We start from the raw sequence: 26,381 nt of genomic DNA, 5'->3' as shown, positions 1-26,381 counted from the left end.
TCTGAATGCACGTGATTGTGCTGGGTGCCGGTGTCGTAGGTGTTACCTCGGCGTGGTACCTGCGCCAGAAAGGCTATGACGTTACCGTAGTTGAACGTCAGCGCAAGGCGGGAACCGAAACCAGCTATGCCAATGGTGGCCAGGTGTCGGTTTCTCACGCCGAGCCCTGGGCCAACCCGTCAGCCCCGCTGAAAGTCCTGAAATGGATGCTCAAGCCGGATGCGCCGCTGCTGTTCCGGCCGCGCCTGGATCCGGCCCAGTGGCGCTGGGCGCTGTCGTTTCTCAGAGAATGCACCTCGGCCCGCGCGGCGTATAACATTCGTCAGATGGTCAATCTGGGGACCTACAGCCGCAGCTGTCTGCAGGCCCTGCGCAACGAGGCAGGCCTTGAATACGACCAGCTGGACAAAGGCATCCTGCATTTTTACACCAACCCCAAAGAATTCGAGGGGGCTTTGGAGCCTGCCCGCATCATGCGGGAACTTGGCTGTGACCGGCAGGTAATCGACGGTCGCCAGGCGGTAGAGATTGAACCTGCCCTGGCGCCAATCAGGGATCGCATTGCCGGCGCCACCTACACCAGCGAAGACGAGTCCGGCGATGCCAGAAAATTCACCCAGGCTCTGGCAAAACGGGCCGAAGACGCTGGCGTGAGGTTTTTTTACGGCACGGAGGTGGTGGGGTTCGAGCAGGCCTCGCACCGCATCCTGGGCGTGCACGTCATCCATGATGGCCAGCACCAGACCCTCAGGGCCGACAACTATGTGCTCAGTCTGGGCAGCTACAGCGCGATTCTGGCAAGAAAGCTCGGACTGTTTCTCAATATCTATCCGGCGAAAGGCTATTCCATTACTGTGCCGGTCAAAAACGAAGAGGCGGCCTATCAGGTGAGCCTGACCGATGACGAGTACAAGCTGGTGTTCTCAAGGTTGGGCGACCGCATACGGGTCGCCGGCACCGCCGAGCTGAGCGGCTACAGCCGCGAGCTGAATCTGACCCGGTGTCGGGCCATTGTCCGGCGCACCGCCGAGATCATGCCCGACGCCGCACAATGGGACCAGGCGGAGTTCTGGACCGGCCTGCGACCCACCACGCCTTCCAATATTCCCTATATTGGCAGATGCCAGTTCGCCAACCTGTTTCTGAATACCGGCCACGGAACTCTCGGTTGGACCCATTCCTGCGGATCGGCCGCGGCGCTGGCGGATATCGTTAGCGGGCAGAGACCGGACGTGGATTTCGCCTTCGCCGGCCTCTGAATTCCGCAGAAGTGACAGGTCAGCTCTGTAGCTGATCCCGAATCAGCTTCTTGTTGATCTTGCCAACACTGGTTTTGGGAATGTCATCCACGAAATCAATCTTGCCCGGTATGGCCCATTTATTGATTTCGCCGGAGTCCACAAATTTCTTGAGATGGTCCTGAAGTTCTTCCAGCGTGGCCTTTTCCCCGGGCTTGAGCACCACCATGGCATGTGGGCGTTCGCCCCACTTTTCGTCCGGCACGCCTACCACTGCGGCGCCTTCTACTGCCGGATGCTGGCTGATCAGGTTTTCCAGATCCAGGGATGAGAGCCATTCTCCGCCGGTCTTGATCACATCCTTGATGCGGTCCTTGATCATCAGCGTGCTGTTCGGCTCCATGGAAGCAACGTCGCCGGTGTGCAGCCAGCCGCCCTGCCAGAGTTCCTCGCCTTTCTCGGGCTCCTTGAAGTAGCTTTGGGTCAGCCAAGGCGCCCTTGCCACGACTTCGCCCTTGGCCTCGCCATCGTGGGCCACAGGCTTGCCGTCCGGGTCGACGATCTCAATCTGCACCATGGGCACGGCAACACCGGTTTTGATGCGCTTGGATGTCTGCTGCGCCAGAGGAAGTTCAAGATCCTCAGGTTTCAGATGGGTTGCAGACAGTAGCGGGCAGGTTTCCGACATGCCGTAGCCGGTGTACATCCTGATGCCCAATCCGGCAGCAGCATCGCACAAGCCCCGGGTGAGGGCGCTGCCGCCGATCAGCACGTGCCAGTTGCTCAGGTCAGCTGTCTTGATGGATTCGGTAGCCATCATCATCTGCATGACGGTGGGTACACAGTGGGAGAAGGTCACCTTGTGTTCTTTCAGCAGGTCCACCAGTAGCTCCGGTTCATAACGGCCGGGGTAGACCTGCTTGATGCCCAGCAGGGTGGCGGCGTAGGGAACACCCCAGGCATGGACGTGGAACATGGGCGTGACGGGCATATACACGGAGGACGACCGCAGCATTGGCATCTCATCGAACGCCGATAACGAACCGGTCATGGCCAGGGTATGCAGCACCAGTTGGCGGTGGCTGAAGAAAACGCCTTTGGGGTTACCCGTAGTGCCCGTTGTATAGAATGTGGTGGCGATGCTGTTTTCGTCGAAATCCGGGAAATCAAATTCGGTTGCCGCTTTGGCAAGCAACGACTCGTACTCACCAAGGCTAGGAAGCTGTGTTGAGTGGGCCTTGGCCTCGTCTGTCAACTGGATATAGTTGCGGACCGTTTTGATGTCGCCTTTGACGCCTTCCAGCAGAGGCAGAAAGTCGTCGTGAATCAGCACCAGATCGTCTTCGGCATGATTCATGGTATACACAATCTGATCTGGTGAGAGGCGCACATTGATGGTGTGCAGCACAGCGCCAATCATTGGAATCGCGAAAAAGCATTCCAGGTAACGGGGCGTGTCCCAGTCCATCACGGCCACTGTGTCGCCGGGTCCGATGCCTGCGTCGGTCAGGGCATTGGCTAGCCGGTGGATTCTCTCCACCAGGTCGGTGTAGGTGTAGCGGCTTTTATTGGCGTAGATGATTTCCTGATCGGGCGCGTAGCGCGGCGCGGACAGCAGAAGCTGTTTGATCAGCAGTGGGTACTGGTAGGCGTTGTCTGCCGGCGGCAGAATGCGCGTGTTGGCCATGACTGTCCCTCTTTCTCGCTTGTTGGTTTTTGTCGGAGAAGAGGGACTAATCTGCCACAGATTGCGCGTCACCGATAGGTGCGCACCTGGTTACTTACAGGTGCCAGAGTCTTTTACTGATAGGTGCAAAGATAGGCGACGTCGACGTCGGTCCGGGCTTTGAAACTGGACTGGCCGGCGACTTCGAAGAATTCACCTGCACCGTAGGTCATCCACTCTTCCATTCCTGGCAGGAGAACGGTCAGAGCACCGTTGAGGACGGTCATGGTTTCCCGCTTGGTGGTGCCGAACTCGTACTCGCCCGGGCTGATAACGCCTACAGTGGCGGGCAGCGTGGAGGACTGGAAAGAGATGGATTTGGCGCGTCCGTCGAAATACTCGTTCACTTTTAGCATGTGTCGGGCTCCTGAAAATTTGGGACGCCCACTATACGGGATTTTTATGCACTTCCAATGACAAATTTATTGGTGAAAAAAGCTAGCACTTACTGGTCCCAGGTATTGCCCCGGGTTTCCTCAAACGGAACGATGCCCATATGCATCGCTGCCTTGGCGAGGAAATTGGCGCTGATCGGTGCTGTAATAAACAGAAAAACCGTAATCAGCAGCTCTGAAATCTCCAGGCCCTCTCCCCTACTGCCGAAAAACACCATGGAGGCAATCACAATGGCGCCAATGCCCACGGTGGTGGCCTTGGTCGGGCCATGCAGCCTGGTGTAGAAATCCGGCAGACGGGCGAGCCCGATGGCCCCGACCAGAGAAAAGAAGCCGCCTGTCAGCAGCAGGGCAACCATGGCGTACTCAGCGATGGGATTCATAATTATCTGTCCTCTTGTTCAATCGGGGCCGCAGTTGTCATGGCAATTACTCGATGACGCTGCCGCGTTTGAGATACTTGGCCAGAGCAACCGTGCCGATGAAGCCCATAACGGCGATCAGCAGTGCCCCCTCCAGATACATGCGGGTGCCCAGGCTGATGCCCAGAAGCACGATAAGGCCGATTGTATTGATGTAAAGCGTATCCAGGGCCAGCACCCGGTCCGGTGCATCCGGGCCCTTGATAAGGCGATAGACGTTGAGAATGGCAGCGATAATAACCATCCCGATGGTTATCTGCAGAGCAAAGGTCATCATTTGAACATTTCCTTCAGCCGGCTTTCATAGCGTTCGCGGATGCTCTTTATCACTTCGTCAGCGGTTTCGGCGTCCAAGGCATGAATAAGCAGGAGTTTGTGATCATCGCTGACGTCGGCACTAACGGTGCCGGGGGTCAGGGAGATGGTGCCCGCAAGAATAGTGATGGCCAGGGGATGATCCAGTTCAAGCGGGTATGACACGAAGATAGAGCGGGGAGTGCGACGGCTCAGAATCAGTTTCGCCACGCTGAAACTGGCCACCAGAATATCCAGTAACACGATTGCCAGATAGGCTGGCAACTTCCAGGCCAGGATAAAGGCCGGACGCTCAGGCCAGAATCCGTGGGTAATCAGGGGGATGATCCAGGCTAGAATCAGGCCTGTCACAACGCTGGCTCCGGAAACGCCATCCATCAGAAACTGCCAGACAATGAATAGCAGCAGGCTCAGGTAGGGTTGGGGGAACGTCAGTCGATCCAGCATTATTGTTCCTCCTCAACCATGGGTGTCTGCAAAACTCTGGTGTAGGCCGATGGATCGTGCAACTGCGCGGCGGTGTCGTCAACGTAGCGGCTGATTGGCTCTGCCAGAATTACAATGACCACGCTCAGAGCCAGAAGCGCACTGGCGGGCACCGATATAACCCCTGTGAGCTTACGGGTCTCTGCCAGGTGACCTTCAACATTTCGCCAGAACACGATACTGCCTGCCCGGCTGAAGGCAATCAGCGTGAAGAAGCTGCCGATGAGCAGTACAGACCAGAGCCAGATCCGCTCTACCCCCGGCTGGGCAGAATTGAGAATCATCAGTTTGGCAAAAAAACCGCTGAGTGGTGGCAGGCCGACGGCGGCAACAGCGCCTACCAGAAACAGAGTGCTCAGGAACGTGCGGTTGCGCATTTTCGGGGCGGTAACGATCTGGTCTTTTGCGCTTCCCCGCTGTCCGGCCACAAGATCCGCAAGCAGAAACAGTCCACCTGCAACCCAGGTGGTGTTAATAAGGTAGAAAAGCGCCGCAGCGGTTCCTTCCTGGGTTCCAAAGGAAACGGCCGCCAGCAGTGTGCCGACCGAAATGATGACCTGCCACGCCACCAGTTTGCGAAGGTTGGCTGCGCCAAGAGCACCAATCACGCCCATTGCCAGGGTGATCAATGCCAGCGGGAAAAGCCAGTCCATACCCAGCCCGGCCAGAGCGCCTGCTTGCTCGCCGAATATCAGGTTGTAGATCCGAAGAATGGCGTAGATGCCGACTTTGGTCATGATAGCGAACAACGCCGCCACCGGCGCGGTCGCATTGGCATAAGCGGCGGGGAGCCAGAAGCAGAGCGGCAGAATGGCCGCTTTCAGGCCAAATACCACCAGAAGGATCAAGCCGCCTGCTTTAACAATTGGCTGGTCTACCGGCGCCAGATTCGGGATTTCGCGGGCCAGATCCGCCATGTTCAGGGTCCCTGTGATGCTGTAGATCATGCCAACACCGATCAGGAACATGGCAGAGCCTATAAGGTTCAGCACGACATAATGCAGGCCGGGAGTGGTCCGGCTCTTTCCCTCACCGTGCATCAGCAGACCATAAGAGGCGATCAACAGCACCTCGAACGCCACAAACAGGTTAAAAAGGTCGCCGGTCAGGAAGGCGATATTCAGGCCCAGTAGCTGAAACAGGAACAATCCGTGGAACTGGCGGTTACTCTCATCGGCGCCTCCCAGTGAGTACACGTGAGCAAACAGGGCCAGCACCATTGTAAGTACCAGCATCAATGCAGCCAGGCGATCCAGCACCAGCACAATACCGAAAGGTGGCTGCCAGTTACCGAAGGCGTAGAGCCGATAGGCACCGTCGTCCGCCAGCGCCATCAGGGCGATGGCCGACGCCAGAGTCAGAACGGTGGTAGCGATACCCAGAGTCCGGCGCAGTGCTACCGGAGCGTATCCCATAAAGGCTTGAAGAATACCGCCCAGCAATGGAATCAGAATGGGCGCAAACAGCCAGTGGTTCATGATTTCGAATCCTCCTGGCTATCTTCGACCCTTGTTACATCATTCAGTCTGCCATCCACATGGTCGTCGCTGTGGTCGGCAAGGCTGCGGAGCGAGAGCACCACCACGAAGGCTGTCATTGCGAATCCGATCACGATGGCGGTCAGAACCAGCGCCTGGGGAAGGGGGTCGGCGTAATTTTCGGTGGTACCAATGATCGGTTGCCCGCCGGTCACAAGTCGTCCGGTTGAAAACAGAAACATGTTCACGCCGTAGGACAACAGGGTCAGCCCCATTACCACAGGAAAGGTTCTTGCCCTGAGAAGAAGGTACACACCAGAAGCTGTCAGTGCGCCAATCACGAGTGCAAATGCCAGCTCCATCAGTGATCCTCCTCTTGCTTGACAGTCGCCGGGTCCGGAGTTTCGGCCCGGCTGTTAATGGCCGAATGCGGTGACAGGCGCCCGATACTGACCAGAGCCAGCAAAGTGGCCCCGATGACCGCCAGATAGACCCCGAGATCGAATACCATGGCCGAAGCCACTTCAAACTTGCCTACGATCGGCCAGGTGATATAGCCAAATGTGGATGTCAGGAAGGGATAGCTGAACGCAAAGCTACCCGCGCCGGCTATTACGGCGAACAGCAGCCCAAGGCCAATCACGTTGTGGTACTTGATCTTGATCTTGTCCTGGGTCCAGGACATGCCATTGGCGATGTACTGAAGAATCAGGGCGACGGCGGTAATCAGGCCAGCTATGAAGCCGCCGCCCGGCATGTTGTGGCCTCTGAAGAAGATGAAGAAGGAAACCATCAATGCCAACGGCAACATGGGGCGGGCGACCTGTTGGAGCATTAACGGATAGGCATCTTTGGACCAGGGATTGCCCAGTCCGTCGGTCGACGGCGGCGTCAGCGCGACGTTGCGCAGCATCGCGTAGATGCCGAGAGCTGCAATGCCCAATACGGTTATTTCGCCCAAGGTATCAAAGCCACGGAAATCCACGAGAATGACGTTCACCACGTTGGTGCCGCCACCCCCGGGTTTGCTGTTCTCCAGAAAAAAATCGGAAATAGAGCTGAACGGCCGGGTTAGCATTGCCAGGGTAACCAGGGTCATGCCCAGGCCTGCCGTGCCAGCAATCAGGATATCCCTAACGCGGCGGCGGGTGGTGGATTCCACTGGCGTCCATGAAGGCATGTAGTAAAGCGCAAGCATCAGCAAGACAATGGTGACAACTTCAACCGAGAGCTGGGTCATCGCGAGATCTGGCGCCGAGAACCTTGCGAAGCCAAGGGATACCATCAGGCCTACCACGCTGAGCATGATCAGCCCGTAAAAACGGTTGCGGTGGACTATCGCGGTTGCAAATGCGGCCAGCACCAGAATGGCCATCCCGATGAGGGTCGGTGGATCAATGGGTGAAAGGCTGTTCTCGCCGATGGAAATTCCCAGGGTCATCATCGGTGTGATTGCAACGGCAATCGCACTGACAACCAGAAGCATGGCATAACGCTGAAGCGACCCGTTCTCGATTCGAGCGGTGATGCGATGGGCCAGGTCGGCTGTGCGACTGACCATTGCCTCGAAGACCGCTTTTTCATCGATTTCCCTGAAACGGGCGTGAAAATCGAAAAAGCGCTGGCGCTGGCTATACATAACAAGGCCGCCCATAAAGGCGAGAACGCTCATTAATAGCGGAAGGTTAAGCCCGTGAATCACGGTTAGGTGATATTCTGGAACCGGCCCGCCAAGGGTCGCCGACGCCGCCGCGTACAGCAAAGGCCCGACGGACAAGGCAGGAAACACGCCGACCGCGAGGCACGCAAACACCAGGATTTCCACCGGTATCTTCATATACCGCGGGGGTTCATGGGGCGGGAAAATCGGCAAATTCTTTGGCCTGCCGTTGAAGAAGACATCGTGAATGAAGCGAGCCGAATAGGCCACGGCGAATATGCCGGCCAGGGTGGCCACCAGGGGTGGCAGGTAAGCCCAGATGCCCGGCAGATTCAGCTCCAGAGCCTCGGCAAAAAACATCTCTTTGCTGAGGAAGCCGTTCAATAGCGGCACGCCGGCCATGGAGGCAGCTGCAACCATGGCCAGGGTGGCGGTGTGTGGCATGTATCGCCAGAGTCCATTGATCTGTCGCATATCACGAGTGCCGGTTTCGTGATCAATAATGCCTGCCGCCATAAAAAGCGACGCCTTGAAGATGGCATGGTTGATAACGTGGAAAATCCCTGCAATGGCCGCCAGATTGGTACCCATCCCCAGTAAAAGGGTAATCAGCCCCAGGTGGCTGACGGTCGAGTGCGCCAGAAGGCCCTTAAGGTCATGTTTGAACATCGCAACATAAGCGCCAAGAAGCAGGGTAACCATGCCGGTAAAGCTGACCATGTAAAACCACTGCTCGGTACCGGCCAGGGCAGGATAGAGCCGCGCCATCAGGAAAATGCCAGCCTTTACCATGGTGGCCGAATGCAGATAGGCCGATACCGGTGTCGGAGCCTGCATGGCGTGTGGGAGCCAGAAATGGAACGGGAACTGGGCCGATTTGGTGAAGGCGCCCAGCAGCACCAGTGTCAGCACGATGGGGTACAGGCTGTGGTTCTTGATCAGCTCGCCTGAGGCCAGAACGTCCGCCAGTTCATAGCTGCCAACAATGTCACCAATCAGCAGAATGCCAGCCAGCAGCGCAAGGCCTCCGCCGCCGGTGACAGCCAGGGCCATGCGGGCGCCCCTGCGGGCGTCCTGTTTGTGGCTCCAGAAACTGATCAGCAGGAATGAGGTGATGCTGGTTAGCTCCCAGAAAATCATCATCAACAGCAGATTGCTCGACAGAACAATGCCCAGCATCGAACCCTTGAAACACAGCAACATGGCGTAGAACTTGCCAATATTTTCCTGGGGTTTCAGATAATAGCGGGCATACAGGATGATCAGCAGCCCGATGATCAGGATCAGCAGGGCAAACAGTAGGGAGAGGCCATCAAGCCGGAAGCTGAACGAAAGTCCCAGCGAGGGCATCCAGGCGTAGCTGGTTTGGACAATGCCCCCGTTGGCAAGGGTTTCCCAGTGCGGAAAGAGGGCCGCCAGACCGATAACGGCAGGTATGGACGACGCTATAGCAACGGCCGTGCGCCCACCTTGTGCGAACAGTGGTGCGGCCAGGGCACCCAGAAAAGGCAGTAAAACAACCAGCGGTAGCGACATCGCGACCTCTTTTTTAGTTTTTCTTTCATGGATTGAGAGGCACTGAACGCCCTGATCATACGTGGCCGTCAGTGCAGGTCAAGACTGAAATAGTCGCAGGCTAAAGGCCTCTTCGATCCCGATAGGTTTTTTCGGGCTCGCCGGAGTTGCGCGCAATGGCGATCCGTTGGTTTGCTCTTCCAATGATTTTTTTCTGTAGCCGTGTCTCCCAGTCCAGCGCTTCTTTATCTGAGGCGCTCCAGGTCCGATTGAACAGCAGCTTGCTGGCCGCGGTCGCATCTGGCGAGCGTTCTGCCAGTTCCTTCGCAAACGCTTTTGCTTCGGCCATCGGATCGTCGCATACCCGGCTCACCAATCCCATATCGCGTGCCTCGGTGCCGGTGAAGCGACGGGCCGTCATGGTCAGTTCTTTTGCCAGGTCTATGGGAATCAGCTCCCGCAGCGTTACCGCAAGGCTCATGTCGGGAATCAGCCCCCACTTGCTCTCCATAATCGAGAATTCACAGCTTGCGGTGGAAAAACGGAAGTCCGCGCCCAGTGCGATCTGGAAGCCGCCACCGAAACAGTAGCCGTGGGTCACGGCAATCACCGGCGCCGGCACATCCCGCCACAGATAGCCTACGTCCTGGGCCAGGTTGCTGATCTTCCGGCCAGGTTTAAACAGCAGCTTTAAGAAGTTCGTCGGGTTTTTCGACACCGTTTTGACATCGAGGCCAGAGCAGAATGCCTCACCGGCACCGCTCAGAATGATGGCGCGCACGCTACGATCCTTTTTTAGCGTTCTGGCGGCGTCGGTGATGGCTTTGAACATGGGCATGTCCAGCCCGTTGTACTTTTCCGGCCGGTTGAGCGTAACCATGGCAATGCCATTGTCGATACTGATCTGCACCCGGTCGGATGTGGAGCTGCTCATAGTGTCGGTTCCGTGTCATACATTGGTCTGAGAGCGCTATGCTACCATGTTGGACCCCGATGAGAACGCCCCTGCAAAGGAACGAGAGAGACAACCATGAACCAAGCCTATCCCAACCTTCTCAAACCCCTGGACCTTGGATTTACCGAGTTGAAGAACCGGGTGCTGATGGGGTCCATGCACACCGGTCTGGAAGACCGGTTCTGGAATATCCACAAGCTGGCCCGGTACTTCGCCGAGCGGGCCGAGGGTGGCGTAGGTCTGATGGTGACCGGAGGGTTTTCCCCGAACATGGTCGGTCAGCTGTCGCCTTTTGCATCTACCATGAACAACCGGGGCACGGCCATGCTGCATCGTCACGTTACCAGCGAGGTCCACGACGCTGGCGGCAAGATCTGCCTGCAGCTACTGCACGCCGGACGCTACAGCTACCACCCGTTCAGTGTGTCCGCATCGGCCACCAAAGCGCCCATTACGCCGTTCAAAGCGAAAGCTCTTTCTACGAAGGCGGTGGACAGGCAGATTGACGATTTTGTCAGTGCGGCAAAGCTGGCAAAGCTGGCCCGTTATGACGGCGTTGAGGTTATGGGGTCCGAGGGCTACTTCATCAACCAGTTTTTGTGCGAGCGCACGAATAAGCGCAAGGACAAGTGGGGCGGGCCGTTTGAAAACCGCATGCAGTTGCCGGTGGAAATCGTGCGTCGCATGCGAGAGGCCGTAGGCCCGGATTTCATTATTATCTATCGGTTATCGATGCTGGACCTGGTGGAAGGCGGTCAGACCTGGGACGAAGTGGTGAAGCTGGGCAAGGCTATCGAGCAGGCCGGCGCTACGATTATCAATACCGGTATTGGGTGGCACGAGGCCAGGGTGCCTACCATCGTGACCTCCGTGCCCCGGGGTGGCTTTTCCGAGGTAACTGCGAAGTTTTATGGCGAGGTCAATATTCCGGTCTGTACCACCAACCGCATCAACACGCCGGAAAAAGGTGAAGAGATTCTGGCCGCCGGCAAAGCCGATATGGTTTCCATGGCGCGGCCGCTGCTGGCGGACTCCGAATTTGTTCGCAAGGCCCAGGAAAACCGCAGCGATGAAATCAACACCTGCATTGCCTGTAATCAGGCCTGTCTGGATCACGTGTTCCAGCTCAAGCGGGCCTCGTGTCTGGTGAATCCGCGAGCCTGTCATGAAACCGAGCTGGTGCTGACAGTGGCCCCGGTCCGCCGTCGTGTCGCCGTCGTGGGCGCCGGGCCTGCGGGACTGGCTGCCGCGACAACGGCCGCTAAACGGGGTCATCACGTCACCCTGTTCGAGGCCGATGACAAGATTGGCGGCCAGTTCAATTACGCCAAACGCATCCCCGGCAAGGAAGAATTCTACGAAACCCTGCGATACTACCAGCGGCAGATCGAGCTTCTGGAGATCGATCTGCAACTGAACACTCGGGTGGACGCCGACCGCCTGAAACAGGACGGTTTTGACGATGTCATCATTGCCACTGGCGTTAAACCCAGAACCCCGGCCATTCAAGGCATTGATCACCCGAAAGTGCTTGGATACCTGGATGTGCTCAGGCACAACAAGCCGGTTGGCAACTCCGTGGCGGTCATTGGCGCCGGCGGTATTGGCTTCGATGTCAGCGAGTTCCTCACTCACGATGCGACACACCATCCGGAAGGCCAGCAGGCGGATTTCGAGGACTGGAAAGCCGAGTGGGGCGTCCAGCCGGACTATGAAGGGCCCGGTGGCCTGGCCGAGCGTAAGCCGACTTCAAGCCCACGCAAGATCTATCTGATGCAGCGGAAAACCACCAAGGTCGGCGGTGGGCTGGGTAAAACCTCCGGCTGGGTTCACCGTAACAGCCTCAAGCACCGGGATGTGGAAATGATGGGCGGCTGCCGTTACGACCGAATTGACGATGAGGGTCTGCACATCACGGTGACCGACAAGGATGGCAAGGTTGTGGAATCAAAAGTGCTGGCGGTGGACAACGTGGTGATCTGTGCCGGGCAGGAACCCTTCAGATCGCTATACGATGATCTGTCCAGCAAGGGCATCAAGACACACCTGATCGGCGGCGCTGACGTGGCGGAAGAGCTGGATGCGAAACGCGCGATCCGTCAGGGGACCGAAGTGGCAGCGGGAGTTTAAACAACCTCTATGACGTTATTAATCGCGTTTGCGATTCTTTCAATCGGCTTTTCGTTCTTGTGCTCGATTCTGGAGGCTGCGCTGCTGTCGATCACGCCCAGCTATATTGCGTCTCTGAAAAAGGACAGCCCCGAGCTGTTTGCCAGGCTCAGAAAGCTCAAGGACAACATCGACGACCCGCTTTCGGCGATCCTGACGCTAAACACCATTGCCCATACGGTCGGAGCGACCGGTGTGGGCGCTCAGGTTGCCGTCGTGTTTGGTGAAGCCTGGCTGGGTGCAGCCTCGGCGGTCATGACCCTGGCCATTCTGATCTTATCCGAGATTATTCCCAAGACCATCGGCGCAAAGTACTGGCGGGGACTTGCTCCCCGCCTGCCGGCAGTGCTTGGTTTTCTGATGAAATCACTGCTGCCCTTCATCTGGGTGTCCAAACAGATCACCCGCCGGATCGGCTCCAGCGAGCCGGATGTGGACATCCGGGCCGAAATCAGCGCCCTGGCGGAGATTGGCCTGGACCAGCAGGCTCTGGACAACGACGAACGGCGAATGATCCAGAACGTTCTCAGGTTCCACGAAATCAAGGTGAGTGCGGTGATGACCCCCCGGACGGTGTGTAAAACCGTTGCGCCAGACATTACCGTTGAAGCGTTCCGTGAAAAGGTCAAGAGCGGGCCTTTTAGCCGCTATCCGATGATCGATGAGGAAGGCGAGTCCCTTGGTTATATTCATCGTAGCGATCTGATCGGTCTGTCTGATGACAGTGACCTGAGAGACTTGTTGAGGCAGGTGAAACGGGTCAAGGCAAATACCAATATTGAACTGGTCTTCGCCGAAATGCTGCGGGAACGGCAGCATCTGGCGGTAGTCTATGACGAACTGGGGATCTGGATGGGCATAGTGACGCTGGAGGACATACTGGAGACACTTTTGGGCACAGAAATCATGGATGAGACGGACAATGTGTCTAACCTTCGCCGCTACGCGAAACAGAGATGGAGCCGTCGCCTGAAGAAGTATCAGTCCTGACAGATGCCCGACTTACCGATTATCGCAGGCTTTTCAGTGCACTGAAAATCGCGTCGGCTTCTGCCTCAAGTACTTGGCAGCGTAGGCGATTGCCCTGCTGAACAGCCTGTTCAAGCTGCTTCTGTTTCATACTGTACAGCCGGTTCAGGATATCTGCCTGGCTTTGTTGAATCGGTGCGTTCATGGTGATTCTCCCATCGTTACACCTGTCGATATACTTTACACTCAAGAGCGTGTTGCGCTCCCTGGGTTATTCCAATGCATAACGCGGGCCATGCCTTTGTGCGCTGTGCCTCAAACGCCGAATCTTGACCGGTAGGCGCCCGGCGCCAGCCCCGTGTGTTTCCTGAACAGGCGGCTGAAAGAGCTGACGTCTTCATAGCCCACCCTCTGGGTAATGGCATCCACGGAAAGCCGGGACTGTTCCAGATACTGTCTTGCTGATTCAATCCGCAGCACCTGCAGATAGCCGGTGGGGGTGTCGCCGGTGGCGGCCTTGAAGCGGCGGATCAGTGATCGTTCCGTCAGGCCGCTCAATGCGGCAAGAGTTTGCAGTGTGACCGGCTCGGGAAAGTGCGCGTCCAGCCATTCCTGGAGCCTGAGAATCGCGGAATCTGAATGGTATCGACGGGCCTGGAGGGCGGAATAGGGCGCCTGGCTGGTACGTCCGGCATCAATAACAAAGGATTTTGCCAGCTCCCGGGCCGTCTGCGCGCCGGCATAACGTTCCACCAGGTAAATGCCCAGGTCCCACCACGCCATACCACCACCGGCACAGGCGATCGGTTCGTTCACCGTGACGAGCTTTTCCGGTTGAAGATCCACTTTCGGATAGCGATGCCTGAACTGTTCACTGAAACCCCAGTGGGTGGTCGCCTCGCGGCCATCCAGCAGTCCAGCCTCCGCCAGCAGAAATGCACCGGTGCAGTTGCTGGCAATGCGAACCTGGCCGTCATTCTGTTGACTGGATTGCGCCAGCCAGTCAACCAGCCCCCGACTTGTTTCCAGTACCCGGGAAATCTGCGCGCCAATGGTGGGCACCATGACCAGGCTGTTTTCGGCGGGCTCACAGGAAGGATCGCTCAGCGCACCATCCGGCAAAAGGGTAATACCGTTGATGCAACGGAACGGCTGGCCATCCATGGTCAGTAGGCGAGTGGTGAACCGTGGTGTCGGCTCTTCGTTGTTGATACGCGCCCAGGTCACCCCCGCCAGTCGAAACAGATCAATAATGCCAGTAATGGCACTGCCAAGTGCGCCATCAAACCCAATAACCGTAACCGTTTGCATGCGAACTCCAAGTCAGGGTAATGGCGGAATTGACCAGGATTATGTCATAAATGCCGGTTTTCAGGGAGTGCGGCCTGTGAGAGGCTTACGGCATTCAACAGGAGACCCGACATGACCGATACACTAATCGACCGCCGCGATCTTGCCTTCCAGCTCTACGAAGTGTTTGACACCGAAAGCCTGATCAAACGTGAGCGCTTCAGCGAGCACAGCCGCGAAACCTTCGACGCGGTGATTGAAACGGCGGACAAGATCGCCCGGGAAAAGTTTGCCACTCATAACTCGGCGGCGGATAAAGACGAGCCGAAGTTCGTGGACGGCCAGGTGGAAATGCTGCCCCAGGTCAAAGAAGCCTTTGATGCGTACGCCGAGGCAGGCTTCATTGCAGGACGATACGATTACGAACTCGGAGGCATGCAGCTGCCAGAATCGGTCATGGCCGCCTGCAACGGCTTCTTCACCGCCGCCAACCCGGGAACTGCGGGCTATCCCTTCCTGACCACCGCCGCCGCCAACCTTATACGGGTATTCGGCAACGATCAGCAGAAAGATACCTATCTGCCTCACATGCTCAGTGGGCGTTTTAGCGGCACCATGGCGCTGAGTGAGCCCCATGCCGGTTCCTCGCTCGGGGATATCCGTACCTCAGCGACCCCAACGGATGAGGGCGATTACCTTATCAAGGGCGCGAAGATCTGGATTTCCGGTGGCGAGCAGTCCATTACCGAAAATATCGTTCACATGGTGCTGGCCAAGATCAAAGGCGCGCCCGCGGGTGTAAAGGGCATTTCCCTGTTTATCGTGCCAAAGTTTGTGGTGGACGAGCAGGGTAACCCCACCGAGCGCAACGGCGTGAACCTGGCCGGGCTGATTCACAAACTGGGCTACCGTGGCACCACTTCCACCGCATTGAGCTTTGGCGATGACGCACCCTGTCACGGTTACCTGGTGGGCGAGCCCCATAAGGGCCTGAAATATATGTTCCAGATGATGAACGAAGCCCGGGTTGGCGTCGGTTTTGGTGCGGCCGTCATCGGTTATCGCGGCTACATGCACAGCCTGGAATACGCCAAAGATCGCGTGCAGGGCCGCAAGGCGTCCGAGAAGAACCCGGAAACCCCGCAGATTCCCATTATCGAGCATGCCGATGTGCGTCGTATGCTGTTGGCCCAGAAAGCCTACAGCGAAGGCGGTCTGGCGCTGTGCCTCTACGGAGCGCGGCTGATGGACGACCAGCACACCCATCCGGACGAGGAAAAGCGTGTCGGCGCGGGCAAACTGCTGGACCTGCTGACGCCGGTGATCAAGGCCTGGCCGTCTGAATACGGTCCCAGGGCAAACGACCTGGCCATTCAGGTCTACGGTGGTGCCGGCTATACCCGGGAATATCCGGTAGAGCAGTGCTGGCGGGATAATCGTCTGAATCCGATTCATGAAGGCACCAACGGTATTCAGGCGTTGGACCTGCTGGGCCGCAAAATCTGGCAGGATCAGAGCCACGGCTTACAGTTGCTGATGCAGGAAATGCAAACTGATCTTGAAGCCGCGACCACCGAACGCTGCCAGCAGTGGGCGCTGTCCCTGAGTGAAACCCTGCAGCAGGCGGTGAAGGTTACCCAGGGCCTGGGCAAATCACTGATGTCCGAGGACCCGGACCGTGTGCTGGCCAACGCTTCCTGCTACCTGCACCTGTTTGGCCACATCATTGTGGCCTGGATGTGGCTGCGCCAGGCTAATGCGGCAGCTCATGCCCTGGGTTCGGCCAATACCGATGACGAGCGCAATTTCTATCAGGGTAAGCTGCAGGCTGCCCAGTACTTCTTTCACTGGGAATTACCCACCGTGGCCCAGGACCTGGTGCTTCTGCGAAATCAGGACGACACCTGTCTGAACATGAAGTCAGACTGGTTCTGACCAAAGGGTAATTTGCCGGTAATTGCTTTAGCGTGGGCCGTAACCCTATGCTGTGCGCTGTCGTAAACATCGACTGAACAGCCAACAGAACAGAGGGACATGTGATGAAGAAAGTTACGCTAAGCGCGCTTTTAATGGTTCTGGCGATCGGCCTTTCGGCCTGCAGCTCCGAGGAAGACGAAGGAGTCGATATGGAGCAGGCGGCTGATAACGCCGGAGACATGATGGAGGATGCCGGTGATTCCGTCGGAGACGCGATGGAAGAAGCTGGAGACGCCGCCAGTGACGCCGGTGAAGAAATGGGAGAGGCCGCTGAGGAAGCAGCGGAATCTGCAGAAGATACTTACGACGACGCCACGCAGTAACGGCTGTGGGAGTGCCGGCCCCGCTTTAGGGGCTGGTCACAAAACCGATAAAAAACTGCCATAATTTCTTCACCGAACTGCCATTTACACCTTTCATAGTGAAGTTCCAAGAATGAGATCAATTCTGCATGGAGCTTCTGATGAAAAAGTACACCTCTGTAAAACGCCCTGATCCTGCCACCGTTTATGATCGTGAATACGATTCACGTTCGTTCGGCGAAATCATGAAAGCACGGATTTCCCGTCGCAACACGCTTCGCGGAAGTCTCGGCTTTGCCGCCGTTTCCATGTTTGCCGGCGCCGGTATCTCCGGCTGTTCCGATGACGACGACGGAACAACGGGCAGCAGCGCCGGCGCGTCCGATAACACGCTCAGTTTCAAGTCCGTCCCGAATAACCGCGCGGATCAGATTGTGATTCCGGAGGGTTATCAGTACGAAACCATTATTTCCTGGGGTACACCCCTTATTGCCGGGGCACCGACCTTTGATGTCAGCAATACCGGTGCCGAACAGGCACTGCAGGTGGGAGACGGTCACGACGGTATGTATCTGTTTCCCACGCAGCTGGACAGCGGCGTTTTGCCTTTCCCGTCCCCGGTTACTGATTCGGCACTGATGTGTATAAATCATGAATACACTATCAACGAACTTCTTCATCCGAACGGTGTTACCCGCGATGGCTCCGGTGTGCGTACCGAGGCTGACGAGGTGCGCAAGGAAATCAATGCCCACGGCGTATCGGTGATTGAGCTAATGCGTTCCTCAGGAAGCTGGGGCGTGGTGAGCGGTGGCCGGAATCGTCGCATTACGGCAGCGACACCAACCACCTTTTCCGGTCCTGCAGCTGGCTCCTCGTTTCTTCAGACCAAATATAGCCCGGACGGAACCGTCGGCCGTGGCACCGTTAACAACTGCGGTTTTGGCTGGACGCCCTGGGGAACCTATCTGGCCTGCGAGGAAAACATCCAGGGTTATCTGGTCGATACCAGTGGCTCCATTTCCGACGTTAAACAGCGTTACGGCATATCCGCCAACGGTTTTGGCTACTACTGGAATCAGGTGGCAGGCGACGCCAGTGAAGTCGATGACGAATTTGCGCGTTGGGATACGGCAGCCACCGGAGCCACGGCATCCGATGATTACCGCAACGAAGCAAACCAGTTTGGTTATATTGTTGAAATCGACCCCTACGATCCGTCGGCAGCACCCGTAAAACGTACGGCCATGGGCCGTTTCCGCCATGAAGGTTCAATGCCTGGCCTGATCCGTACCGGTCAGCCTATTGCGTTCTATATGGGCGACGATGCACGGGGTGAATACTGCTACAAATATGTCACGTCCGAGAACTGGGACCCGGCCCGCGTCAGCGAGCTGAGGGGCACCATGCTGGATAATGGCACCCTCTACGTTGCAAAATTCAATGATGACGGCACCGGTTCCTGGCTGGCCCTGGATCTGGATGACCCGGTCACCGGCCCCATGTTGCAAAACGCCGGCTTCGGTTCCCAGGCCGAAGTTTGCGTATTCAGCCGCCTGGCCGCGGATGCCGTTGGTGCGACAACGATGGATCGTCCTGAGTGGTCGGCGGTGGATCCTAACTCCGGCGAAATCTACTACACGCTCACCAACAATACGGATCGTGGTGACACTGACGAAGAAGCGGTCAATGCCGCCAATCCGCGTCCGGAAAATGCCTACGGGCATATTATCAAGCTGCGCGAAAGCAACGACAGTTCCGCCGCCACCAGTTTCAACTGGGACATTTTCGTGTTTGGCGGCCCATCGGGCGGGGATCCGAAATACCAGGATTCCAACCTGTCCGGCCTGACCCTCGATAACCAGTTTGCCGGCCCGGACGGTCTCTACTTTGACCACCGCGGCGTGCTGTGGATTCAGACGGACAATGGTGGTAACAAGGTTGCCGCGGATACCAACGACCAGATGCTGGCCGTGATTCCCGCCAACCTGACCAAAGCCAATGGGGCTGCCTCTGTCGTGACACCGGACAATCAGGCACAGATCAAGCGTTTCTTTGTGGGTGTTCCGGACTGTGAAGTGACTGGTGTCTTCCTGTCAGGCGACAGCAAAACACTCTTCCTGAATATCCAGCACCCCGGTGATGGTGGTTCATCTGCCAATCCGAAGAGCAGCAGCTCGTTCCCCTACGATGGAAGTGACCGTCCGCGCGCCTCAACGGTCGTGGTTACCCGCACCGATGGCGGTGATATCGCTCTCTGATAATCTATCTTAAACTGTTGATAACGAACCACATGCCCGCCGGGGTATGTGGTTTTCTTTTATCTGTTCCCGGCCCCCTCCTTTTTGCCAAGAGCTTATCTGTGCGGGACTGCTAGACTTATGCGGAACTAATTCCAGCAGAGGTTTTTATGCCGGCGCTTTATCGTTCCATATGCGTCAGGATTTCAGTGGTTGCAGCGATCACCCTCGTTGTCGCGGCTGGCGGCCTGTTTTTCCTTGATTTTAACTGGGCGGCCGTTTCCCTGGGCATTCTGGTGGGGCTTGTGGTGGCCAGCGGGTATCTGCTGATCTTTGCACTGGCGCCTCTGGATCGCTCCATTCAGCAATTGAACGCAGGCACCCTGCCGGCTTCGGATCCGCTGGCGGCAGAGTGCAAACACATCATGGAATCAGCCGCGGTTGGCAAAGCGCTGATGGCGTCCCTCTCCGGCAATGCAGACAAGAACGCCGTGTCCACCGCCCGGGTTTCCCATGCAGCCGATCAGTTAACGGCCCGTCTCGAGCAGCAGGTCGCTGAGATCGCCCAGGTGGCGGACTATGCCGGACGCATTACGGAAACGGTCCATGAAGCTTCAGAGCAGGCGGCGCAGGTAGCTCAGCTGTCGAGTGAGGCCAGCCAGTTGAGCGCCAGCGGCCGGGACGCCCTGTTTGGAGCCATCGACGATGTGCGCAAGATCCATGAGTATTCGGCGGAAAACCTGCGACTGATTCAGGCGCTGAACGAGAAATCGGGGCGGATACAGGGGGTAACCACCACCATCCATGCCATTGCAGAGCAGACCAACCTGCTCGCCCTGAACGCTGCCATTGAGGCGGCCAGGGCAGGGGAGCAGGGCCGTGGATTTGCGGTGGTGGCCGATGAGGTCAGGCAACTGGCCGCCCGCACCGCAGCGGCGACAGGCGAGGTGGAAGCCACACTGACGGAGGTGAGATCGGACACTTCGGATATCGTTGGCCGGATAGAAACCTTTGCCGATATTGTCGAAAAGGGACTCGCCTCGGTTGAGAGCGTGGGAGCGGTCCTGGATCAGATCCGGGATCAGTCAGAGCAGGTCAACGAGCAGGTGCTGCAGATCGCCGAAAAAGACGAGAGCAACAGCCAGCAGCTTGAAAAGGTGTCTGCCACCATCGAAAGTATGCGCGACCAGACACGGGAAAGTGAGCAGGGGCTGGCGGCGCTGGCGGAGCAATCCGCCCGTTTGATGAACCTTGCGGAGGAAGGCAACGCGTCCTTTGCCCTTCACAGCCCCGACAGCTACCACCGCTTTTTCTACGAGCAGGCTAGGGACGGTGCATCCGCCATCGGCAAGATGTTTGAATCGGCGATCGAAAGGGGCGAGATCACCGAGCGGGATCTGTTTGACCAGAGCCGACAGCCCATTGCCGGCACTGATCCCCAGCAGTACAGCAGCCAATTTGACGGGTTCACCGATAAACGGTTGCCCGCCATTCAGGAGCCGGTAAAGGGTGCCCATCCTGCCATGGTGTTCGCCATCGCCTGTGCGCCGGACGGCTACGTACCCACCCACAACCGTGATTTTGCCCATCCGCCCACCGGTAATCCGGAGGTGGACCTGGTGAAAAGCCGCAGCAAACGTCTGTTTAACGACCGCACGGGCGCACGCTGTGGTAGTCACACCCAGACCATGCTGTTGCAGACCTATCGCCGGGATACGGGGGAGATCATGCACGACCTGTCCGTGCCCATCTATCTGAACGGCAAGCACTGGGGTGGTTTCCGCCTGGGTTACCGGCCGGACGAGAGGCATTCTGTCGAATCCGCATAAGAGGTATAGTGATTACAAGAACGAACCCGAACAGGAGACAGACTGTTGGCTGATAACGAACCCATCCGGGCTGATGAAAAGACACAGGACCGCCGTGGGGACTCGCTGAGGAACATTGCAGTGGCGGTTTACGTTCTCCAGGCGCTGTCTTTTTTTGTGGGCGGGATTACCGGTCTTGCTGGTGTCATCATCAATTACATAAAAATGGATGAGGTCCAGGGCACCTGGATCGAACCCCACTTCCGCTGGCAGGTTCGCACCTTCTGGATCGGCCTGCTGTGGGGCGTGATCGGCTTTGTTACTTCGTTCATTATCATTGGCTGGTTCATTCTTCTGGGTGTGGCGATCTGGGTGATCTACCGTATCGTCAAAGGCGCCCTGGCGCTGAACGACGGGCGCCCCCCCGAGCCGCTCTGATCAGTCGTTGGTGACGTCCCGAAGCCTGGTCGCACTGACCGCTCCGGCCAGGCCCATCAGACCCAGAGTCAGGATCACTGCAACCTCCGACACCATGGACAGCAACGCGGTCAGTCCCCCGGTCAGCAGCAGTACAACACCGATGACCGTGTTGCTGACAGAGGTGTAATCCGTGCGCTTGTTGCCGCCGGCCATATCCACCAGGTAAGTCTTCCGGCCCAGCCGGACCCCGGCATGAGCGATACTCAGCACAAAGAAACCCGCCGGGTAGAACCAGCCGATCCAGTTACTTTCGCCCGCTTGCCAGGCCACCAAACCCACCACCAGGCAGGTTCCGCCGGCAATTAATGCCCCACGGATCATCACCGTTCGGCTGGAATCGTCTGCCATCCAGCCCCAGATGCTGGCGCTGACAGAACTGGCGAGGCTGCTTGCCAGCAGGAACACACCCAGCAGCAGGCCACTGTCATTGGTGTTCTGAGCCAGAACGACAAAATAGGGCGCGGCCAGTGCCGAGCACAGCAGAAGCGCACGAGTGATGACGAAGTGCCGGAATGGCGGGTCATCTCGTAGCAGCGACAGGCTTTTCATGGCTTGTCCCAAGGCGTTACCGCCGCCACTGGTCTCCCCCGCATACTCTTCCACCGAGGCAAACAGCAATCCGGCAATCACCCAAAGGCCCGCTGCAAGCAGTAGCAGCAGGGTGTAGAAAAGCAGGCCCGGGTCGCCTCTGTCCCAGAACAGCAACACCGTCAGAATCACGGTGGCAGTTCCGCCGATGGTGGATGCCAGGCCGGAGAGGCGCCCACGACGTTTTTTAGGTATGCACTTGCCCTGAACGTCTTTCATGGAAACGGAACAGAAGCCGCGGGCAAGTGAAAACGCCACCAGCGCCGCAATAACTCCGCCACCAGCCGCGTAACCGTCCAGAAACCAGACGCTGGCAGCCATGGCTCCGACACTGACCGCCTGACCCAGACTCCCCAGGGTCCAGAACCACTTGCGTACTGGTTTTTGCCTGACCCAGGCGCCGATTACCATCTGCGGGATCATCGAGCCGGATTCGCGAATCGGCACCAGCCAGGCCACCAGGGCCGGCGCGCCGACGGCACTCAACACCCATGCTAGAACGGTTTTGGGGCTGACAAGCAGGTCGCCGAGCTTGGTCAGTACGTTGCTGGCAAGGATGAGAAAGAAGTTGCGAGGCACTTCCCGGCAGGCCTCGTCGGGGATGTCGGTACAGGCCCGTGCATCTTCTTCGTTTGCAATCAGGTTGTAGAGTTGGTCAATAGTGTCCTGGTTGTGCCTGGCCAAACCGGTATCCTCGTGAAAAATGTCGCATAAGGATAGCAGTGTCTGCAGTGGTTCCAGAAGCGCCGGTGTCGGATTGGGTCCGGATCAGACCAGATGATGGTCCCACTGGACGGCCTGGCTGGCCAGCTCCCGGGGCGCGCCGCTGGCACCGAATTGCATCAGCTTGCCCTGCCCGGTGGACATCAGGAAGTCACCGCCTTTCAGCGCCTGGATGCCAGCGCAGTCTGACAGTGATGCGGTATTCTGCACCTTGCCGGACAGGCCGTCGAAGATGACGGCCGTGCCACCCACCGGGGAGGTAACGGCAACCAGCGCGTTTTCCGGATGGGTCACAATGCTGGCGATATAGTTGCCCAAGGAGCGCAGCACGTCGGTGCCAAAGTCGATTTCTGTGAACTGACCTTTGCGATAACGCGCAACCAGGGGCGGCGTCTCATAGAGCGGGCCCTGATACTGATAGGCTGCATAAATGTCGCCCGCTGGGGTCACATCAAGGTGGCGGCAACTTAGCTGGTGGTGAGAGGGCGAGAACCGGATCAGGATGTCCCCGGAGAACCGGTCCATCAACAGCAGAGCGGGCTCCATGGTGTCCAGGTTGAGCTTGATGCGATCGTAGTCAGGATGGGTGAGTATGCCGCCCAGGCCAACCACCAGCGTACGCCCGTCTGGATGCATCTTCAGTTCGTGGGGCCCAACGCCGTCCAGCTCCAGAGTTCTTGAGCGCCGATAGCCCTGAAGTACATCGTACACCGCGATAATGCCTTCGCCCTGCTCATAGCGGCTGGCCGGCAGGTAGAGTGTCTGTCCGTCGGGTGCGAACACGCCGTGGCCGACGAAATGCTCGCCCTTGCCGGCTTCAATTCGCCGGTGTCTTTGTCCGGTGGCCGCGTCCAGCACATGGAATGCCCAGCCGGGCCGGCGCTCTACAAACACCAGGTCGCCCGTGCCCGGATTGCGGCAACCGCTGTGACACCGGGTATTCACAGGGCACTGCCACACCGCCTCGCCGCCGGGATTGATAGCACGGATCGCAAAACCACCCCGGGGCAACCCGATGGCACCCGCCCGTAGGTCTGGTGGCTCGACTCCGGGTTGCAGGTTTTTATGGGGCGAAATAACGCCGCAGCCAGGCATGGAGACTAGAGCTCCGCCCGCCAGGCTAAACTGGCATAGTTGTCGCCGGCTGATACCTTTCATATTAGAAGTCCTTCAGTCGCCGTCGCTGGAATTGAACCCGCGGACAACACCCAGTTTTACCGCTGCCTGGCCGTTCACCAGTTCCGCAAGCTGGGACACATCTACGTAAAAGCTCTGAAGTTCTGTAAAAAGGGCGTCGTCTGCCAGCAGGTGTTTCATGGGTTGGTGCAGTTCGGGAAAGTTCGCAAGTGCGTCTGCAAACTGCTTGTCAATGCGCCGGGCCAATACGCCGTCGCCATGTTTTTCAAGAAGAAGGATCAGGCCGGGAAGAAAGTGTTGCTCAAGGCCCGTCAGGGTGGCCTCGGCGGCTTTCAGGCTGGTGCCACTGCGCCAGGCATCGGCGCCATACTGGGATCGCCCGCCACTATCGCGCAGGCCCATAGGTTCGGCCAGCCGCCTTTCCTCCAAAATTTCCAGGGCGGCCATGGCACTGCGAATGGTGGTGTCGCGGTATTGATCGGTGGTCAGATAGTGTTTTTCAAACCCCTGCCAGCTGGCCTTGAGTTCCCGGCTGTTGGCGACAACATGGACCGCAACAGCAGTCAGCAGTTCACAGGTTTTTAGTGCCGGAAGCGCCTGCTCACCGGCATTGAGGGGCTCATCAAAAAGCAGGTATTCGGCCATAGGAAACCCCTGAACGGCAACGCCGGAATCATCGATCAGCTCTGGGGTGATGGTCAGATCAGGATTCAGCAGGCCGTTGGCTTTTCTGGCGATCAGGTTTTTCGGGTCTGGCCAGAACTGGAACTGCCATCCCAGGTTGTTCTTTTCGATTGGGCCGAAGTCGATGAAGCGGACCTTCTGCCACGCCAGGAATGCGTCCAGCCAGGCCTGTTCCGCGCCTTCGCGAGACGGGACGGCTGGCGCGTCGCAATAAGTCTCTACGGCTGCCTGAAACTGGTTAGTGCGGTCTGCCAGGGTCTGATAGCCCACTGTAATCGATTGATACCAATGCCGCCTTGCTTCTGGATCCGCTCTGGTGCTTTCTGCGACTGAGGGTCCGGCCGATGCCAGCGCGAGAGCGAAGGCGAGCCCAAGATTATTCAGTTTTCCCATGATTGGGCCTCGGAAAGGGTTCAAGCGAATTCACAAAGAGTTCAGGAAGTCGATCAATGCCTGACGGTTGTCTGCCGGCATCTGGCTGAAAACATCCACGGCCGACTGGGCTTCGCCACCGTGCCATAAGATCGCTTCTTCGAGTGTCCGGGCACGACCATCGTGAAGAAAGCCTGCCTGCGGATTGACCACCTGTGCCAGACCAATACCCCAGAGCGGCGGCGTGCGCCATTCATCGCCACTTGCCAGATACACGGGTCGACCATCGGCCAGCGCCGGCCCCATGTCGTGAAGTAACAGGTCGGTGTAGGGCCAGATTGTCTGGTTGCTCAGGTCCGGGCGATCTGCCGCTTCGCCAGTGTGGTGCCTTGGCGTATGGCATGCCGCGCAGCCGGTATCGTTGAACAGTCTGGCGCCTTTCTGGACGGCAGGCACCTCGAAGTCACGCCGTGCAGGCACGGCGAGCGTGCGGGCGTAGAAACTGACGAAACCGGCGACCTTGTCGCTGACTTCCGGAGTGCCACCATTCGTGAACTGATCACACTCCTGAAGGACTGTGCAGTCGGTGGTGGGGCTGAGGGTGGATGTCAGACCCATGTCACCGGCAAAAGCGCTCATGCTTTGCTGGTGGACGTTCGGTTCTGCCGCCTTCCAGCCGAAACGGCCGGGCACGGTCTTTTGTCTGGCGCGGTCCCAGACCAGGTTAAGCCTGCCGGAAATGCCGTCTTTATCGCGGTCATCCGGGTCAGCGATGGCTTTCAGGTCTGCCACGGGAATGTTTTCCAACAGTCCCATCCCGATCATCTGTGGCGCGACTCGAGGGGAAATCAGAAGGTTTTCCGGCAGCGGGCCGTAATTCGGGTTCTCGATTCGGTAAACCGGCTTGCGCAGCTCCACCTGGGTGCCGTCGGCGAGAGTTTTCACCAGCGGCTTCCAGTCCAGCACCAGATCTGCCTCGGGTTTGCCGGCGGGCAAGGCCGCTGCTTGCAGCTGGCTGCCATACACCGGGGCGGGCTTAAATCCGTGGGTACGTAGAAGTTCGGAATCTTCTTCGGGGTCCGAGGGTACTGACAGCCGCAGAAAAAGTGATACAGCCCGGTCGTCCACTGCCGGTGGGTGGCCACGGCCGTCCTTGATATGACAGCCCTGGCAGGAATTGGTGTTGAAAAGAGGCCCCAGGCCGTCCCGCGCGTCGGTGCTGGCGGGGGCTTCAACCCACGGGTTTCGGAAAAAACTGTTGCCAACGCTGAAGTCCAGCCGCTTGGTCATGGACAGATTGGCCTGGGGCAGGGAATAGGCATTGGTATCAGCCTGGTTTACCGTGCCCTCGCCACCGGTCAAAGGCGTATCCTGAACAGGATAGCCCGCACCGTTGGTCGCAAAAACGGGCGCACCGAGTGCCAGTGCGCCCAAAAAGATAAAACGTTTCAT

General features: G+C 57.9%; 23 protein-coding genes. 8 read left to right on the top strand and 15 right to left on the bottom strand.

All coding sequences use genetic code 11. The features are described from left to right. Positions 1–5 precede the first annotated feature (5 nt). Positions 6–1,259 (top strand): D-amino acid dehydrogenase, encoded by a 1,254-nt coding sequence (locus FPL19_RS01840; RefSeq protein ID WP_150910051.1) that lies wholly within the window; start codon positions 6–8, stop codon positions 1,257–1,259. A 19-nt stretch (positions 1,260–1,278) separates the two neighbouring features. On the opposite strand, the gene FPL19_RS01835 is transcribed toward FPL19_RS01840, so the two are convergent. The 9 genes from FPL19_RS01835 to FPL19_RS01795 form a co-directional block, all read right to left on the bottom strand. Then, positions 1,279–2,925: a fatty acid--CoA ligase gene (locus tag FPL19_RS01835; RefSeq protein WP_150910049.1), complete on the bottom strand. Its 1,647-nt coding sequence runs from the start codon at positions 2,923–2,925 to the stop codon at positions 1,279–1,281. A 113-nt stretch (positions 2,926–3,038) separates the two neighbouring features. Continuing rightward, on the bottom strand, positions 3,039–3,320 hold the full coding sequence (gene ppnP, locus FPL19_RS01830) for a pyrimidine/purine nucleoside phosphorylase (protein WP_150910048.1): 282 nt from the start codon (positions 3,318–3,320) through the stop codon (positions 3,039–3,041). Between the two features lie 89 nt (positions 3,321–3,409). Continuing rightward, positions 3,410–3,742, bottom strand: coding sequence for a Na+/H+ antiporter subunit G (locus tag FPL19_RS01825; protein ID WP_150910046.1), 333 nt, complete (start codon positions 3,740–3,742; stop codon positions 3,410–3,412). 46 nt (positions 3,743–3,788) lie between these two features. Beyond that, positions 3,789–4,058, bottom strand: coding sequence for a K+/H+ antiporter subunit F (locus FPL19_RS01820; protein ID WP_150910044.1), 270 nt, complete (start codon positions 4,056–4,058; stop codon positions 3,789–3,791). Continuing rightward, a complete protein-coding gene (locus FPL19_RS01815; RefSeq protein WP_150910042.1) occupies positions 4,055–4,543 on the bottom strand; it encodes a Na+/H+ antiporter subunit E in 489 nt (162 codons plus the stop codon). The genes FPL19_RS01820 and FPL19_RS01815 overlap by 4 nt, the downstream gene beginning before the upstream one ends. Beyond that, entirely contained in the window at positions 4,543–6,060 is a 1,518-nt protein-coding gene (locus FPL19_RS01810; RefSeq protein ID WP_150910040.1) for a monovalent cation/H+ antiporter subunit D, read from the bottom strand. Before FPL19_RS01810 ends, FPL19_RS01815 begins: the two co-directional genes overlap by 1 nt. After that, positions 6,057–6,422 carry a Na+/H+ antiporter subunit C gene (locus FPL19_RS01805; RefSeq protein ID WP_150910038.1) on the bottom strand — a complete coding sequence of 122 codons (366 nt, stop codon included), beginning with the start codon at positions 6,420–6,422 and terminating at the stop codon, positions 6,057–6,059. Before FPL19_RS01805 ends, FPL19_RS01810 begins: the two co-directional genes overlap by 4 nt. Next, a complete protein-coding gene (locus FPL19_RS01800) occupies positions 6,422–9,256 on the bottom strand; it encodes a monovalent cation/H+ antiporter subunit A (protein ID WP_150910036.1) in 2,835 nt (944 codons plus the stop codon). The genes FPL19_RS01805 and FPL19_RS01800 overlap by 1 nt, the downstream gene beginning before the upstream one ends. A 100-nt stretch (positions 9,257–9,356) precedes the next feature. Further along, on the bottom strand, positions 9,357–10,169 hold the full coding sequence (locus FPL19_RS01795) for a crotonase/enoyl-CoA hydratase family protein (RefSeq protein ID WP_150910034.1): 813 nt from the start codon (positions 10,167–10,169) through the stop codon (positions 9,357–9,359). A gap of 96 nt (positions 10,170–10,265) precedes the next feature. On the opposite strand from FPL19_RS01795, the gene FPL19_RS01790 reads away from it, so the two are divergent. Continuing rightward, positions 10,266–12,320 carry an NADPH-dependent 2,4-dienoyl-CoA reductase gene (locus FPL19_RS01790; RefSeq protein WP_150910032.1) on the top strand — a complete coding sequence of 685 codons (2,055 nt, stop codon included), beginning with the start codon at positions 10,266–10,268 and terminating at the stop codon, positions 12,318–12,320. A 9-nt stretch (positions 12,321–12,329) separates the two neighbouring features. Continuing rightward, positions 12,330–13,349, top strand: coding sequence for a CNNM domain-containing protein (locus tag FPL19_RS01785; protein ID WP_150910031.1), 1,020 nt, complete (start codon positions 12,330–12,332; stop codon positions 13,347–13,349). A gap of 19 nt (positions 13,350–13,368) precedes the next feature. Here the strand turns inward: FPL19_RS01785 and FPL19_RS17500 are convergent, their stop codons facing one another. Then, positions 13,369–13,533 (bottom strand): hypothetical protein, encoded by a 165-nt coding sequence (locus tag FPL19_RS17500; protein ID WP_191965196.1) that lies wholly within the window; start codon positions 13,531–13,533, stop codon positions 13,369–13,371. Between the two features lie 110 nt (positions 13,534–13,643). After that, a complete protein-coding gene (locus FPL19_RS01780) occupies positions 13,644–14,639 on the bottom strand; it encodes a GlxA family transcriptional regulator (protein ID WP_150910029.1) in 996 nt (331 codons plus the stop codon). Between the two features lie 111 nt (positions 14,640–14,750). Here FPL19_RS01780 and FPL19_RS01775 point away from each other — a divergent pair, with 111 nt between their 5' ends. The 5 genes from FPL19_RS01775 (at position 14,751) to FPL19_RS01755 (ending at position 21,383) form a co-directional block, all read left to right on the top strand. Then, on the top strand, positions 14,751–16,553 hold the full coding sequence (locus tag FPL19_RS01775) for an acyl-CoA dehydrogenase (RefSeq protein ID WP_150910027.1): 1,803 nt from the start codon (positions 14,751–14,753) through the stop codon (positions 16,551–16,553). A 104-nt stretch (positions 16,554–16,657) separates the two neighbouring features. Beyond that, complete coding sequence (locus FPL19_RS01770) at positions 16,658–16,918, top strand: hypothetical protein (RefSeq protein WP_150910025.1); 261 nt, start codon at positions 16,658–16,660, stop codon at positions 16,916–16,918. Between the two features lie 140 nt (positions 16,919–17,058). Next, entirely contained in the window at positions 17,059–19,158 is a 2,100-nt protein-coding gene (locus tag FPL19_RS01765; RefSeq protein ID WP_150910023.1) for a PhoX family protein, read from the top strand. A gap of 149 nt (positions 19,159–19,307) precedes the next feature. After that, positions 19,308–20,966 (top strand): methyl-accepting chemotaxis protein, encoded by a 1,659-nt coding sequence (locus tag FPL19_RS01760; protein ID WP_150910021.1) that lies wholly within the window; start codon positions 19,308–19,310, stop codon positions 20,964–20,966. A gap of 45 nt (positions 20,967–21,011) precedes the next feature. Then, the gene (locus tag FPL19_RS01755; RefSeq protein ID WP_150910019.1) at positions 21,012–21,383 is read left to right on the top strand and encodes a DUF4870 family protein; all 372 of its coding nucleotides are present in this window, start codon (positions 21,012–21,014) and stop codon (positions 21,381–21,383) included. Here the strand turns inward: FPL19_RS01755 and FPL19_RS01750 are convergent, their stop codons facing one another. From FPL19_RS01750 to FPL19_RS01735, 4 genes are all read right to left on the bottom strand, one after another. Further along, positions 21,384–22,697 carry an MFS transporter gene (locus tag FPL19_RS01750; RefSeq protein WP_150910017.1) on the bottom strand — a complete coding sequence of 438 codons (1,314 nt, stop codon included), beginning with the start codon at positions 22,695–22,697 and terminating at the stop codon, positions 21,384–21,386. Positions 22,698–22,781: 84 nt separating this feature from the next. Then, complete coding sequence (locus tag FPL19_RS01745; protein WP_150910015.1) at positions 22,782–23,894, bottom strand: DUF1513 domain-containing protein; 1,113 nt, start codon at positions 23,892–23,894, stop codon at positions 22,782–22,784. 12 nt (positions 23,895–23,906) lie between these two features. After that, positions 23,907–24,950: an imelysin family protein gene (locus FPL19_RS01740; protein ID WP_150910013.1), complete on the bottom strand. Its 1,044-nt coding sequence runs from the start codon at positions 24,948–24,950 to the stop codon at positions 23,907–23,909. Positions 24,951–24,980: 30 nt separating this feature from the next. Then, a complete protein-coding gene (locus FPL19_RS01735; RefSeq protein ID WP_150910011.1) occupies positions 24,981–26,381 on the bottom strand; it encodes a di-heme oxidoreductase family protein in 1,401 nt (466 codons plus the stop codon).

It is taken from the genome of Marinobacter halotolerans, from assembly GCF_008795985.1.
GTDB lineage: Bacteria > Pseudomonadota > Gammaproteobacteria > Pseudomonadales > Oleiphilaceae > Marinobacter > Marinobacter halotolerans.
This window is presented reverse-complemented; position numbering and strand designations above follow the sequence as displayed.